The organism is Devosia sp. Root685, assembly GCF_001427875.1.
In the GTDB taxonomy this organism is placed as follows: Bacteria; Pseudomonadota; Alphaproteobacteria; order Rhizobiales; family Devosiaceae; genus Devosia.
This window is the reverse complement of sequence record NZ_LMHK01000002.1, coordinates 1,107,766-1,121,373: the sequence shown is the minus strand read 5'-3', so window position 1 is coordinate 1,121,373 and position 13,608 is coordinate 1,107,766. Positions and strand designations below refer to the sequence as shown.

Annotated in this window: 14 protein-coding genes; 12 read left to right on the top strand and 2 right to left on the bottom strand. The window is 61.8% G+C overall.

Going from position 1 to position 13,608, the window contains the following annotated elements:
* Nucleotides 1-40 precede the first annotated feature (40 nt).
* From pal to murB, 8 genes are all read left to right on the top strand, one after another.
* Entirely contained in the window at nt 41-541 is a 501-nt protein-coding gene (gene pal, locus ASD83_RS13625) for a peptidoglycan-associated lipoprotein Pal (RefSeq protein WP_082561178.1), read from the top strand.
* Nucleotides 542-690: 149 nt separating this feature from the next.
* Nucleotides 691-1,725 carry a tol-pal system protein YbgF gene (gene ybgF / locus ASD83_RS13620; RefSeq protein WP_156385956.1) on the top strand — a complete coding sequence of 345 codons (1,035 nt, stop codon included), beginning with the start codon at nt 691-693 and terminating at the stop codon, nt 1,723-1,725.
* A complete protein-coding gene (gene tilS / locus ASD83_RS13615) occupies nt 1,710-2,984 on the top strand; it encodes a tRNA lysidine(34) synthetase TilS (protein WP_056311707.1) in 1,275 nt (424 codons plus the stop codon). Before ybgF ends, tilS begins: the two co-directional genes overlap by 16 nt.
* A 714-nt stretch (nt 2,985-3,698) precedes the next feature.
* A complete protein-coding gene (gene ftsH, locus ASD83_RS13610; RefSeq protein WP_056311704.1) occupies nt 3,699-5,630 on the top strand; it encodes an ATP-dependent zinc metalloprotease FtsH in 1,932 nt (643 codons plus the stop codon).
* 112 nt (nt 5,631-5,742) lie between these two features.
* On the top strand, nt 5,743-7,086 hold the full coding sequence (gene glmM / locus ASD83_RS13605) for a phosphoglucosamine mutase (protein WP_056311702.1): 1,344 nt from the start codon (nt 5,743-5,745) through the stop codon (nt 7,084-7,086).
* A 102-nt stretch (nt 7,087-7,188) separates the two neighbouring features.
* The gene (locus ASD83_RS13600) at nt 7,189-7,923 is read left to right on the top strand and encodes an outer membrane protein (protein WP_156385955.1); all 735 of its coding nucleotides are present in this window, start codon (nt 7,189-7,191) and stop codon (nt 7,921-7,923) included.
* 119 nt (nt 7,924-8,042) lie between these two features.
* Nucleotides 8,043-9,026 (top strand): D-erythronate dehydrogenase, encoded by a 984-nt coding sequence (gene denD / locus ASD83_RS13595; protein ID WP_056312435.1) that lies wholly within the window; start codon nt 8,043-8,045, stop codon nt 9,024-9,026.
* 40 nt (nt 9,027-9,066) lie between these two features.
* A complete protein-coding gene (gene murB, locus ASD83_RS13590) occupies nt 9,067-10,086 on the top strand; it encodes a UDP-N-acetylmuramate dehydrogenase (RefSeq protein ID WP_056312433.1) in 1,020 nt (339 codons plus the stop codon).
* 191 nt (nt 10,087-10,277) lie between these two features.
* Here the strand turns inward: murB and ASD83_RS21010 are convergent, their stop codons facing one another.
* Complete coding sequence (locus tag ASD83_RS21010) at nt 10,278-10,574, bottom strand: hypothetical protein (RefSeq protein ID WP_156385954.1); 297 nt, start codon at nt 10,572-10,574, stop codon at nt 10,278-10,280.
* 3 nt (nt 10,575-10,577) lie between these two features.
* Here ASD83_RS21010 and ASD83_RS21005 point away from each other — a divergent pair, with 3 nt between their 5' ends.
* From ASD83_RS21005 to ASD83_RS13575, 3 genes are read left to right on the top strand one after another with little or no spacing between them, the layout of a single operon-like run.
* Entirely contained in the window at nt 10,578-10,844 is a 267-nt protein-coding gene (locus ASD83_RS21005) for a PepSY domain-containing protein (RefSeq protein ID WP_156385953.1), read from the top strand.
* The gene (locus ASD83_RS13580; protein ID WP_056311697.1) at nt 10,841-11,503 is read left to right on the top strand and encodes a response regulator transcription factor; all 663 of its coding nucleotides are present in this window, start codon (nt 10,841-10,843) and stop codon (nt 11,501-11,503) included. The genes ASD83_RS21005 and ASD83_RS13580 overlap by 4 nt, the downstream gene beginning before the upstream one ends.
* Nucleotides 11,500-12,837, top strand: a complete 1,338-nt coding sequence (locus ASD83_RS13575) for a sensor histidine kinase (RefSeq protein WP_156385952.1) — start codon at nt 11,500-11,502, stop codon at nt 12,835-12,837. Before ASD83_RS13580 ends, ASD83_RS13575 begins: the two co-directional genes overlap by 4 nt.
* On the opposite strand, the gene ASD83_RS21000 is transcribed toward ASD83_RS13575, so the two are convergent.
* Nucleotides 12,817-12,960: a hypothetical protein gene (locus tag ASD83_RS21000; protein ID WP_156385951.1), complete on the bottom strand. Its 144-nt coding sequence runs from the start codon at nt 12,958-12,960 to the stop codon at nt 12,817-12,819. The genes ASD83_RS13575 and ASD83_RS21000 overlap by 21 nt on opposite strands.
* A 193-nt stretch (nt 12,961-13,153) precedes the next feature.
* Between ASD83_RS21000 and ASD83_RS13570 the strand changes: the two genes are divergently transcribed.
* Nucleotides 13,154-13,600, top strand: a complete 447-nt coding sequence (locus ASD83_RS13570) for a DUF1236 domain-containing protein (RefSeq protein WP_056311694.1) — start codon at nt 13,154-13,156, stop codon at nt 13,598-13,600.
* Nucleotides 13,601-13,608: the final 8 nt, after the last annotated feature.

The window sequence follows — 13,608 nt, the reverse complement described above, 5'->3', positions numbered from 1 at the left end:
AATGCTGCACTTAAGATTGTTGCCTTTTTGGAGCTACCCCGTGGCCATTCCCGCACCATTTTCGACCGCGTTGCGCGCTGCCGCGATGCTGTTCTTCGTTGTCGTCGTCGCTGCCTGTTCGCGCAGTTCCAATGACGCCGTCGGTCTGACCGGCGCCGGCAATCTCGGCCCAGGCGGTGGTGCTCCGGGCAGCCAGCAGGAATTCATCGTCACCGTCGGCGATCGCGTCTTCTTCACCACCGATTCGAGCTCGCTGACCTCGGAAGCCATGGCCACCCTCGACAAGCAGGCCGCCTGGCTCAACCAGTACCAGAACTATCGCGTCTTGATCGAAGGCCATGCCGACGAACGCGGCACCCGCGAATACAACATCGCGCTCGGCGCCCGCCGCTCTTCGGTGGTCGTGAACTATCTCGTTTCCAAGGGCGTCAATGGCGGGCGCATCACCAGCCAGTCCTTCGGCAAGGAACGCCCGGTCGCCATCTGCAACGACATTTCGTGCTGGAGCCAGAACCGCCGTGCCGTGACCGTGGTTCAGTAAAAACCGAATATCCAGTCGCAAGAACTGGAGGCAATGAGCGCCCGGCACCACGAAAGTGGGCCGGGCGTTTTGTTTTGACCAAAATTGGCCTTTATCCCGAGGCCAAAGATACCCATCTTGTGGGCGATGGACCGAATGGAGAAAACGGCGTGAAGCTTGGAACGTTCAACAAAAAGGCGCGCGCGGGCTTCTGCGCTGTCGCCATAGGCCTGGGGCTTTTGCCTGCCGCCAATGCGCAGACCCTTCCCCCCGCCGAATTGGGCGGTCTTAGCTATACCAATACCCAGCCCGAACGCATGCTGGTGGCCCAGGCCGATCAGGCCCAGGCGCTGGTGCGCATGCAGCAGCTCGAAGAGCAGATCCGCCTGCTCAACGGCCAGATCGAGGGTCTCACTTTCCAGCTCACCCAGATGCAGGAAATCGTCAACCGCATGCAGGAAGACAACGAGTTCCGCTTCCAGCAGCTGGAAGGCGGTGCTGGGGGAAAAACTGAGGCGGCGACCCAACCCGGTGGCGTGACGCCGCCCGCGGTGTCGCCGCAGACCCCAGTTCAGACCCCGACCGGCGAAGATGCCGTGCCCCTGACCCAGATCCCCGAACAGGGCGTCAAGCCGCTGCCGGGCGAGGCGGAATTCGATCCGACGTTCGATGATCAATCGGCCCTCCCCATGGATAACATCGGCAATTCCGCCGATCCGCTGGTCGGCACCGGGCAGACCGGCGGCATTGATCTGACCACCGGCCAGCCGCTTGACCTCAGCTACAATCCGGCCACGGTCTCGACCGGCGATGCGGATGCCGACGCGCAATTTGCCGCCGGTTACGAAGCCTATGCCTCGGGCGACTATGCCTTCGCCGCCGATCAGTTCGACCAGTTCGTGTCGCTCTATCCCGATAATCCGCAGGTGCCGGAGGCCGCCAATTTCCTCGGCGATGCGCTCCTCACGCAGGGTTCCTACGATCAGGCGGCCGAGGTGCTGCTCGATACGTTCCAGAAGCACCCCGATAGTCCCCGTTCGCCCGACCTGCTGCTCAAGCTTGGCATGGCCCTTTCCGGGGCCGGCGAGCGCGAAACCGCCTGCCGCACTTTTAGCGAAGTCGACAAGCGCTACACGACCCTACCTCCGGCTTTCGTCGCGCGGCTTGCCGAGGAGAAAGCCAAGGCCGAATGCCCGCCAGCCTGACCCCGGACCTTGCCGACAAGGGCACGCTGGCAACCCTTTTTGCCCCCATCGCAGGCGAGGCCGTCATTGGCCTCGCCGTTTCGGGCGGCCCCGACAGCCTTGCCTTGATGCTCCTCGCCCATCGTTGGGTTTCGGGCGCCGAAAACCCGCCCCGGATTTTTGTCTATAGTCTCGATCATGGCCTGCGTCCCGAGGCCGCCGACGAAGTTGCTATGGTCGCGGCAGAGGCCGAAAAGCTCGGCTTTGCGTTTCGCGGGCTCAAATGGAGCGAAGGCCATCCTGAAACGGGGCTGCAGGAGGCGGCGCGGCAGGCGCGCTACCAGTTGATCGGCAAGGCCATGGCGGAAGATGGCGTCAAAATTCTGCTCACCGCCCATCATCGCGCCGATCAGGCCGAAACCATTTTGATGCGCCTCGCCCATGGCAGCGGGCTCGATGGCCTCAAGGGCATGGTGCCGTTTTCTGAAGTCGAAGGCGTGCGGGTCTTCCGGCCGCTGCTCGATGTCGAACCGGCCGCTCTTGGCGCGATTGTCGAAGAGGCGGGGCTGTCCCCCGCGCACGATCCGTCCAACAACGATGACACCTATGAACGCGTCCGCTGGCGCCGGCTCCTGCCATCCCTGGCCCAGGAAGGGCTCGATGGCGCTTCCCTGTCGCGCTTTGCCGCCCGCATGGCCGAGGCCGATCAGGCCCTTGCCCAACTCGCCGATGCCGCCTTTGCCGAACTGGTCGACGTCGATAATTTTGGTGCTGCGTCCCTGCCGCTCGTTGCGCTCGATCAGCTCGGTCCGGCAACCGGCCGCCGGGTGCTGAGCCGCATTCTCGCCATTGCCGGGGGCCGGCAGAAGCCGCGCGCTTTGGGGCAGGTTGAGCGGCTTTTCGAGCAGATCACGAGCAACACTCTGCCGCGCGGCACGACCTTGCTCGGCACGGTCATCCGCATCAAGGATGGTTTTATTACCATTGCCCGCGAACCGGGCAGGGCGCTTCCCCAGGATCAGACCTTGCCGGAAAATGGCATGCTGGTTTGGGACGAGCGCTTTGCAATCACCAATCTGTCGGGCGAAGCCGGATTTGTGGCCTCCGCCACCGACTTCTTCCCGCGCCACCGGCTCGAAGAAGTGCTGGGCTTCAAGGTAACGACCCCCGCCGAAGCCATCCGCACTGCGCCCGTCGTGCGCGACTCTAGCGGCGCTGTGCTGACGCTCGGCGGTTGGTCGTTCGATGAGCGGGTGACGGTGAAAGTGCTGGTGGATTAATTCGTTCCACTTACGAACTGAAACCAAAGTAGACCTCATCCTGAGGCGCGGAGCGCAGCGTAGCCTCGAAGGGCGAGGGCGTGGCACGGGGGCTCCACTCGCTCGACCTCGTGGTTCGAGGCTTTGCTCCGCAAAGCACCTCACCATGAGGTCTCCCGGATTGGCGTTTCAGAGCAAAAAGAAACGATCTAGGCGCGGCCGCCCCTCTCTCCCACGGGAGGAGGGATGCCCCATTTATCCATCTTATCCCCGCCCTCCATTATGCCCTCATAATACCCCATCCAACCTCGCAGGGACGGTCTGCAGACGACAGTAGCGAGGGGGCCTGGCGCTGGATCGTCTCCAGCGTACGTTCGGGGCTGGCCTGCTTGCGACGAGCGATCAAAAGCCGCCGATAGTTCCGCCCGAAAAAAGGGCACTCCGGAGCGGTATCCGCTTCATCTACCAAAACACTTCGAGGCGAATGCCGCTCCGGGGTCCGTCCAATGCCAAGACAATCCCGCAGCGGACGCTGGCGGGAGCAAAATGCCATGCAAAAAGAGTTATCCCCGGCGGAACTGCATCGGGCCACGTCCCGTTAACCCCGTCGCGACAAAATGACTGGACGTAAAGCCCCGTACGCCGCAGGTACTGCCCTTGTAACGCCCCAATGACGGTCTTACATTCGGCCTAATGCTGCCGCGTCGCGCGCTGGCTTCCTCCGGGACAGGATTGATGAACGGAAATTTCCGCAACTTTGCCATCTGGCTAGTCATACTCTTTATGCTGATGGGCCTGTTCCAGGTCTTTCAATCATCTACGCGCACCATGTCGGTGGGCGAAAAGAGCTATAGCCAGTTCGTGACCGACGTCGACGCGGGCCGCGTTTCCAGCGTGACCATCACCAATGATGTCGTTTCCGGCGTCCTCAACGATGGCACGCGCTTTGAAACGATCGTCCCTGCCGGTGCGGACATGATCTCGCGCCTTGAGGCGCAGAACGTGTCGATCACCGCTCGTGCGCCCGAATCGAGCCCTTTCTGGTCGATCCTCTTGTCGTCCTGGCTGCCCTTCATCGTCATCATCGGCGTCTGGTTCTTTTTCATACGCCAGATGCAGGGCGGTGGCCGCGGCGGCGCCATGGGCTTTGGCAAGTCGCGCGCCAAGCTGCTTACTGAAACGCAGGGCAAGATCACCTTTGAGGACGTTGCTGGCGTCGATGAAGCCAAGCAGGACCTTGAGGAAATCGTCGAGTTCCTGCGCGATCCGGGCAAGTTCCAGCGTCTGGGCGGCAAGATTCCGCGCGGCGTGCTGCTGGTCGGCCCTCCGGGTACCGGTAAGACGCTGCTCGCCCGCTCGGTTGCCGGCGAAGCCAATGTGCCGTTCTTCACCATTTCGGGTTCTGACTTCGTCGAAATGTTCGTCGGCGTCGGCGCTTCGCGCGTCCGCGACATGTTCGAACAGGCCAAGAAGAACGCCCCGTGCATCATCTTCATCGACGAAATCGACGCCGTCGGCCGCCAGCGTGGCGCCGGGCTTGGCGGCGGTAACGACGAACGCGAACAGACCCTCAACCAGCTCCTCGTCGAGATGGACGGCTTTGAGGCCAATGAAGGTATCATCCTCATTGCCGCAACCAACCGCCCCGACGTGCTCGATCCAGCTTTGCTGCGTCCCGGCCGTTTCGACCGTCAGGTCGTCGTGCCGAACCCCGACGTTTCGGGCCGCGAAAAGGTCCTGAAGGTTCACGTCCGCAAGGTGCCGCTGGCGCCCGACGTCGATCTGAAGGTTCTGGCTCGTGGTACCCCGGGTTTTTCGGGTGCGGACCTGATGAACCTCGTCAACGAAGCCGCTCTTATGGCCGCACGCAAGAACAAGCGTTTTGTGACCCATCAGGAATTCGAAGACGCCAAGGACAAGATCATGATGGGCGCCGAGCGCCGCACCATGGCCATGACCGACGACGAAAAGAAGCTGACGGCCTATCACGAAGCTGGCCATGCCATCATCGCGCTGAAAGTTGCCGGCATCGATCCGATCCACAAGGCGACGATCATCCCGCGCGGCCGCGCGCTGGGCATGGTGATGACCCTGCCCGAGAGCGACACCTATTCGTTCAGCCGCGAGAAGGCCCTGGCCCGTCTCACCATGCTGTTCGGTGGTCGCGAAGCCGAGATCATCAAGTTCGGTCCGGCCAAGGTCACTTCTGGCGCTTCTGGCGATATTCAGATGGCGACCGCTCTGGCGCGCTCGATGGTGATGGAATGGGGCATGAGCGAAACGCTCGGCCGCGTGCGCTACAAGTCCAATGACCAGGAAGTTTTCCTCGGCCATTCGGTTACCCAGTCCCAGCATATGTCGGATGACACCGCCAAGCTGATCGACCAGGAAGTGCGCAAGCTGATCGAAGACGGCGAAGCCTCGGCGCGCAACATCCTGACGGTCTATCACGACCAGTGGGAAGCCATTGCCCAGGCATTGCTCGAATTCGAAACCCTGACCGGCGACGAATTGCGGGCTCTCATGGATGGCAAGCAGCCGACGCGTCCCGAAGATGGTGGTCCGGCCGTGCCGAAAGCCACCGGTGTGCCAACCGCCGGCAAGTCGGGCAAGAAGCGGCCGGATGCGCCGCCGGAGCCCGGCATGGAGCCCCAGCCGGAAAGCTGAGGCGAGTTTTTCCAAGGGCCACCTCCGGGTGGCCCTTTTCTTGTCCAATTGAGTGCGCTAGGTCCCACGAAAGTGGTATTGAATGCAGCAGACCAGTTATCGAGGGAACGCGATGGCCCGCAAATATTTCGGCACGGACGGTATTCGGGGCATGGCCAATGGCGACAAGCTGACGCCAGATCTCGCCATGAAGGTCGGTATGGCGGCCGGTACCAAGTTCGTGCGCGGCGAGCACCGCAACCGCGTCGTCATCGGCAAGGATACCCGCCGTTCGGGCTATATGCTGGAAAATGCGCTGGGCGCCGGTTTCACTGCCGTCGGCATGGATGTCTATTTCCTCGGGCCGATGCCGACCCCGGCCGTCGCCATGCTGACCCGCTCGCTGCGGGCCGATCTCGGGGTCATGATCTCGGCCTCGCATAACCCTTACGAAGACAACGGCATCAAATTTTTCCTTCCCGATGGCTACAAGCTCAGCGACGAACTTGAGGCGGAGATCGAGAGCCTGATTGAGGCGGATACGTCAAAACTCCTGGCGCACGGCATGGCCATCGGCCGGGCCTATCGCGACGAAGAAGCACGCACCCGCTATATCGAATATGCCAAGCGCACGCTGCCGCGGGGCGTTGATCTTTCGGGCCTGCGCGTCGTGCTCGATTGCGCCAATGGCGCCGCGTATAAGGTCGCGCCGCTGGCGCTTTGGGAACTGGGCGCTGAGGTCATCACCATCGGCGTCGAGCCGGATGGCTATAATATCAATCACAAGGTCGGCTCCACCGCCCCCGATGCCGTCGCCGCCAAGGTCAAGGAAGTGCGCGCCGATATCGGCATTGCGCTCGACGGCGACGCCGATCGCGTCATCATCGTCGATGAGAAGGGCAATGTGGTCGATGGCGACCAGTTCATGGCCGTCATAGCCCAGAGCTGGATGGAGCGCGAAATGCTGGTCGGCGGCGGCATCGTCGCCACCATCATGAGCAATCTCGGGCTCGAACGTTATCTGACCGGACTTGGCCTCACGCTCGAACGCACCCAGGTGGGCGATCGCTATGTCCTCGAAGCCATGCGCTCCAAGGGCTTTAATGTCGGCGGCGAGCAGTCCGGGCATATCATCCTCTCCGATTTCACGACGACCGGCGATGGCCTTGTCGCGGCCCTCCAATTGCTCTCCGTTCTCAAGCAGCACGACATGCCGATTTCGGAGATTTGCCACCGTTTCGAGAAGGTGCCGCAACTCCTTCGGAACGTTCGCTTCAAGTCGGGCAAGCCGCTCGACCACAAGCACGTCAAGCAGGCGATTGCCGACGCAGAATCGACCTTGGGCAGCGCTGGGCGCCTCGTCGTCCGTGCCTCGGGCACCGAGCCGGTGATCCGCGTCATGGGCGAGGCGGATGACGCGACGCTCGTCGAAAACATCGTCGGTCAGGTGGAAGCGGCCATACGGCAGATCGCGTAGGGTCTCGTTAGGGTTAAAATCTAGGGTTAAGCGGGTTTTAACGAGTTTGTCCGATATTTGCCTCAAACGACGAAGCGTCGTGGCAAACAAAGGACTGAACCCATGCGCAAGCTCATTGCTGCGTTCCTGTTGACCGGAACAGCAGTGGCAGGCCCGGCAATTGCCGCGGACATGCCCTATTACCCGCCCGTGATCGAAATTCCGGACGTCGACTATGGCGTGGCTGGCAGCTTCTACCTGCGCGGCAGCGCCGCGGGTAACGCGATGTGGGCCAAGGAAGTTTTCCACCCCACCGCCACGCCGCGCAATTTCGCCATCACCGACTATGGTTATGGCTATTCGGTCGGCGCCGGTGTCGGCTACGAAACCGGCACGGGTCTCCGCGTCGACGTCACAGCCGACTACCTGTCGAACGACAATATGCGCGCCACTGTCGGCGCTGGCGCTGTCGGCGTAACGCCGGGCGTGCACAGCCTGCAACTGCGCTCCACCGTCGTGCTGGCCAACGCCTATTACGACTTCGGCTTCGGCGACATGGGCTATGGCGCTGCTGGCGGCGCGTTCGGCTATGTCGGCGCTGGCGCTGGTCTCGCCTTTAACGATGTCATCACCACCGGTCCTGCTGGCTCGCCTGCCGATACGCGCGGCACCAATACGAGCCTGGCCGCTGCCGGTATGCTCGGTGTCGGCTATGACTTCGGCCACATCGTTGCCGACGTCGGCTATCGCGGGCTCTATATCGACTCGATCGCCAACAACACGACGACCGCGCCCTATTCGATCGCCGGCGCTTGGGTCCACGAAGTGCGCGGCACGCTGCGCTACCGCTTCAACTGATTTTATCAGCCTTTCCATGCAGCGGCGCTCACCCCTCGGGTGGGCGCCGTTGCTTTTGCGGCGTGGACAATAGGCCGCCGCAATGATTTCGTCAGTTGAGGGACATGGAGGAACTGGCTTTGAAGATTCTGGTGATCGGCGCTGCCGGCATGGTTGGACGCAAGCTGACAGCGGCGCTGCTGAAGGCAGGGCAGGTGGCAGGGCAGGAAATCTCGGCGTTGATGCTCGCCGACATCGTCGCACCTGAAGCTCCACAGGCAGGATTTCCAGTCGAAACCCATGCCCTCGACCTCTCTGCGCCGGAGGCGGCCCAGACGCTGATCGCCGCGCGTCCCGATCTTATCTTTCATCTCGCCGCCATCGTATCGGGCGAAGCCGAAGCTGATTTCGAGAAGGGCTATCGCATCAATCTTGATGGCACGCGGCACCTGCTTGAAGCGATCCGTCTCGCGAGCCAAGAGGGGCACTATGCTCCGCGCCTCGTCTTCACCTCGTCCATCGCGGTTTTCGGCGAGCCCTTGCCGGCCGAAATTCCGGACGAATTCCCGCTAACCCCGCTCACCAGCTATGGCACGCAGAAAGCGATCTGCGAATTGCTGCTTGCGGACTATTCCCGGCGGGGGGTCGTCGATGGGATTGGCATTCGCCTGCCCACCATCGTCGTCCGGCCAGGAAAACCCAACAAGGCCGCATCGGGATTTTTCTCCGGTATCATTCGCGAACCGCTGGCCGGCGTCGAAGCCGTTCTGCCGGTTAAGACGAATGTCCGCCATTGGTTTGCAAGCCCGCGTGCGGCGGTGAGCTTTCTGCTCCACGCTGCCGGGTTGGACACGGCCGGTCTTGGACAGCGCCGCTCACTCACCATGCCGGGCCTCGCTGCGACCGTGGGCGATGAGATCGACGCTTTGCGGCGCATCGCCGGAGAGAGGGCGGTAAAACTCATTCGGCACGAGCCCGATCCGGTCATTGCCCGCATCGTCGCCGGTTGGCCGCAGGCCTTTTCAGCCAAGCGCGCTGAAAGCCTTGGCTTTGTCGCCGAGAGCCGCTTTGACGACATTATCCGCGCGCATATCGAGGATGAACTGGGCGGCCATCTGGGCTGAGACATTGCCAGGCCAACAGGACCGCACCTATAACCCCGCCATGACCACATCCTATCTACACCTCACGCCCGACTTTGATCTCTCCGCGCGCAACACGCTGGCGCTGAAGGCCCGGTCGCGTTGGGGGGCGATGCTCAAAACGGTGGATCAGGTGCCTGCGCTTTTTGCCCTGGCGGCGGAACGCGGCCTGCCGTTGCGCATCCTTGGGGGCGGCAGCAATGTGGTGCTGTCAGCCGAATTCGATGGGATCACTGCCGTGGTGGCGACGCGCGGCCGCAGCGTCGTCGAGCAAACCGAAGAACACGTGCTCGTCGAAGCGGCAGCAGGCGAAACTTGGCACGACTTCGTCGTCTGGGCGGTCGAGCAGGGTTTTGGAGGCATCGAGAACCTGGCGGGCATTCCCGGCACGGTCGGGGCCGCGCCGGTGCAGAATATCGGCGCCTATGGCGCAGAAGTGGCCGATGTCTTCGACAGCCTCACGGCCTTCGATACAGTCGAGAAAGTTTTCAAGACATTCTCCTCTGCCGAGTGCGCTTTTGCCTATCGCGATAGTGTCTTCAAGCACCAAGCCGGTCGCTATGTGGTGCTCTCGCTGCGATTGCGCCTGCTGCGCCCGTGGAAACCCAATCTGCGTTTCGCTGGGCTCGCTGAATTGGTGGACAGTCCGGGGCTTGATCCCCGCACGGTGATGGATCGCGTGCTCTATCTTCGTGGGTCAAAGCTGCCTGATTGGCGCGTTACGCCCAATGCGGGGTCATTTTTCCAGAACCCGATCGTTCCCCCGGAAGAGGCGGCGCCGATTGTTGCAGCCATTCCGGCGGCTCCCAATTTTCCGCAGGCAGATGGACGCACAAAACTTTCGGCCGGCTGGCTGATCGAACAGAGCGGGCTCAAGGGGTTTCGCATGGGGCGCGCCGGTATTTCCGAGCGCCATGCCCTAGTGGTGGTCAATCTCGGTGGTGCCGATGCCAGCGATATCGCGGCGCTCGCCGGGCATGTAAAAGCTACGGTGAAAGCACGCTTCGGCATTGCGCTGCACGAAGAGCCGGTTTTCCTTTAAGCGAACCGCCCGCAACCGTCGCCTAAAAGGGTCACCGAAGGCTGCTGCAGTCGTCTGTTTGGGGGCGGCGCGAGCTGGAACAGGCCTTCGGTGACGGGGATGACAACAGACCTGCATGGGACGTGCATCACCGCAAGCCAGACTGGCACAACGGCCATGACGCAACCGTTAGGGGCGTTGTAAGCGTTCTGTCAGGTTGAAAGGGGTATGTCTGACCCATGCGCGTCCTCGTTCTCATACTGACCCTGCTGTGTCTCGCGACCTCGCCGGCATTCGCCCAGAGCGGGCAGGGCAACGGCGGCGGTCAGGGGAATGGCAACAGCAGCGGGAATGGCCAAGAGAACGGAAGTGGGAACGGAAACGGGAACGGGAATGGAAACGGACCCGGCCAGAACAGCGGCCAGGGAAACGGCAATGGCAATTCCGGCAGCCAGGGCAAAGGCCAGAATAACGGTAATTCCAATGGTCAGGGCAATCAAGGAAACCATGGCGTGCCCGGCCCGGCGACCGGCCAGAATGGCACCATTCACCACACCCAGGACTATGCCCGGGACGCGGTGAGCGCGGGGAAAGCGGTGAGCCTTGCCAGCCTTCTGCCCGATTTGCAGGAACGCGCCGTGGGCGAGGTCATCGACGCGGAACTGCTCAACGTCCAGAATATCCTTGTCTATTCGATCAAGGTGCTGCGGCCCAATGGCCGGGTGACGCAGGAATATTACTATGCCCAATCCGGCCGCTTCATCGGGAGCGAGCCATGAAGGTTCTGGTCGCCGAGGACGACGAACGCATTGCCGAAGTTTTGGAATCGGCCCTGGGCCGTTCCGGTTTCGAAGTGCATTGGGAACAGGATGGCGAGACGGCCTGGTATCGCGCCGATACCGAGGATTTCGATGCCATCATCCTCGATCTCGGCCTGCCGCAAATGGACGGGCTGACCGTGCTCAAGCGTTGGCGCCGCGGCGGTCTTGAAACGCCGGTGTTGATCCTGACCGCGCGTGGACAATGGGAAGAACGCGTGGAAGGCATCGAAGCGGGGGCGGACGACTATGTGGTCAAGCCCTTTCATGCTCTCGAAATCGTCGCCCGTATCCGGGCATTGATCCGGCGGTCCAAAGGTGTAGCGACGCCGCGCATCCCTTTCGGGAAGTATGAACTCGACATGCGCAGCATGCAGGTGACCGAGGACGGCCTGCCAATGGACCTGACGCCGCAAGAATTCCGGCTCATGGCCTATCTGCTGCACAATCGTGGCCGCACGGTTTCTCAGCTCGAAATCACCGAACATATCTATCGCCAGGATTTCGAGCGCGAATCCAATGCCGTGGAGGTGCTGGTGGCGCGGCTGCGCAAGCGGTTGGGACATGATGTCGTCAAGACCCGGCGCGGCTTTGGCTACACGCTCGGAGACGGCTTTTGAGGCGCAATTCGCTCGGCCTGCGGTTGATGGGGCTGGCGCTGCTGATGGTCGCGGCCTCGCTGGTGCTGGCCGGCGTCATTCTGCAGACACTGTTTGTCGACAATCTCGAGCGCAGCGTGCGTGGCGATCTGGACGCTGCGTTGACGCGTCTCGTGGCGCTGATCGATCCAACTCAGCCAGTTACTACCATTCTCGCCCCGCTGCCCGATCCGCGCTACGAGACGCCTCTGGGAGGACGCTACTGGCAGATCGAGGCTCTCGACACCGGCGGCATAGCGCGGTCGCGCTCACTCTTCGACCAGGAACTGCCGACCGGTAGCGTTACTGATGGGGAGGCTTTCCACTGGGTGAATGGGAATGGGTTGCACCTGATCCTTGTCAGCCGGACGGTGGAGATCGGCACGCGGCGTTTTCGCGTTAGCGTCGGCGAGGATCACGACCGAATCCATCAGGCCGGTATCCAATATGGCTGGGACATAGCGCGGCTCTTCAGCCTTCTCGCCATTGCCATCGTGGCGGCAGCCTGGGCGCAATTGCGCCTGGTGCTCCTGCCGCTCAATCGCCTGCGCAATGCTGTCGATGATGTGCGCCGGGGAGAGGTCGAGCGGCTTGAGGGGGATTTTCCGGCCGAGATCGAACCGCTGGTCGATGAGGTCAACGGGCTTTTATCCGAGCGCGAGGTGCTGGCCCAGCGCGGGCGGCGCCGAGCCTCGGACCTCGCCCATGGTCTCAAGACGCCGCTGGCGGCCCTACATGGCATCGCCATGCGGTTGCGTGATCGCGGGGAGGAAATGGAAGCCAGTTCCCTCGACGAGCTGGCCCTCGAGATGTCGAGCCGGGTGGACTACCAGATGCGGTTGGCCTCGCTCCGCACGCGCTCGGGCGAGCATCGGGAGAGCAGTTCGCTCAATACCGCGATCCTGCGCACCGTAACCGTGTTGCGGAAAACCGAGCGGGGGGAGCGGCTGCACTGGCTCGCCGAACTGGGCGACGACATTCATGTCGATATTCACCGTCAGGATCTGATGGAACTGGTGGGGGTGACCCTCGAAAACGCATCCAAATGGGCGAAGAGCTCGGTTGTGGTGCAGATATCGCGGCAGGCAGAGATGGCCGTGCTCACGATCACCGATAACGGACCGGGCATAGCGGATAAGAAGATGGAAAAGCTGGGCCGTCGTGGGGCACGCCTTGACGAAAAAGTGCCCGGCACAGGGCTGGGGCTCGCCATCGCTACCGAGATCCTCGAGCTCAACGGCGGCACCATTGCCTATATGCAGGCGCCGCGCGGAGGCCTCACGGTAGAAATGCGGCTACCGCTCGCCCGGCGCTGAGGACCAGTCAGACGCCTCGTCGCCGAGGGCGGGCGCCTCGTCCTCGCCCATCGAAATGCTGAGATAAAGACCAACGACGAGGGCCGCGATAACCGAACTGGCTATGGCAAGAAGCGCGAGCATGACAACCTCCATCTCTTTGCAAGACAAGATCGGGAGAAGCCGTCAGTTCCAAATATAGATGAATATATTTCATTACAGAAAGATTACATCAGTCGTAATATTGTTGCAACTTCGGATGATTTGATCACTTATTGGAACCAATGAAATAATAAAAGATTTCTATTCGCATCTACAGCATTTGAGTGAGGATAGAATGAAGAAGATCATATTTAGCGCCATTGCCGTTGCTCTGCTTGGCATGCCCGCCATTGCGCAGGCGCAGATCATCAAGAGTGACACTGAAGCCAATGCTGCTGTGGGCGGCGCTGCCGGTGGTGTCACCGGCGCCGTGGTTGGCGGCCTCATTTTTGGACCCTTGGGCGCCGCGATCGGCGGCTTTACGGGCGCGACCATCGGCGCGGCCGGTGGCGTCGAAGCCTCCTCGGTGGACTATGTGCGCCTCAATCCGACCGATCCGGTCGTGATCGATGGCGATATCCAGGTTGGCTATGTCGTTCCCGAGGCAGTCGAACTGCATGTGATCGAAGGCGATAGCGCACACGGTTATTTCTACACCAATGACCGCGCCTATTTCGTCAACATGACCGATCGCACCGTCGTCTACTCGCCGGGCACCGTTGTGGCTGTGAAGGCCAACTGATCCGCCAG

What these genes read in the sequence shown, in the direction of transcription:
- tilS (WP_056311707.1), top strand. Translation starts at nt 1,710, where the DNA reads ATGCCCGCCAGCCTGACCCCGGACCTTGCCGACAAGGGCACGCTGGCA.
- ftsH (WP_056311704.1), top strand. Translation starts at nt 3,699, where the DNA reads ATGAACGGAAATTTCCGCAACTTTGCCATCTGGCTAGTCATACTCTTT.
- glmM (WP_056311702.1), top strand. Translation starts at nt 5,743, where the DNA reads ATGGCCCGCAAATATTTCGGCACGGACGGTATTCGGGGCATGGCCAAT.
- ASD83_RS13600 (WP_156385955.1), top strand. Translation starts at nt 7,189, where the DNA reads ATGCGCAAGCTCATTGCTGCGTTCCTGTTGACCGGAACAGCAGTGGCA.
- murB (WP_056312433.1), top strand. Translation starts at nt 9,067, where the DNA reads ATGACCACATCCTATCTACACCTCACGCCCGACTTTGATCTCTCCGCG.
- ASD83_RS21010 (WP_156385954.1), bottom strand. Translation starts at nt 10,574, where the DNA reads ATGGTTTCCTTGATTGCCCTGACCATTGGAATTACCGTTATTCTGGCC.
- ASD83_RS13580 (WP_056311697.1), top strand. Translation starts at nt 10,841, where the DNA reads ATGAAGGTTCTGGTCGCCGAGGACGACGAACGCATTGCCGAAGTTTTG.
- ASD83_RS21000 (WP_156385951.1), bottom strand. Translation starts at nt 12,960, where the DNA reads ATGCTCGCGCTTCTTGCCATAGCCAGTTCGGTTATCGCGGCCCTCGTC.
- ASD83_RS13570 (WP_056311694.1), top strand. Translation starts at nt 13,154, where the DNA reads ATGAAGAAGATCATATTTAGCGCCATTGCCGTTGCTCTGCTTGGCATG.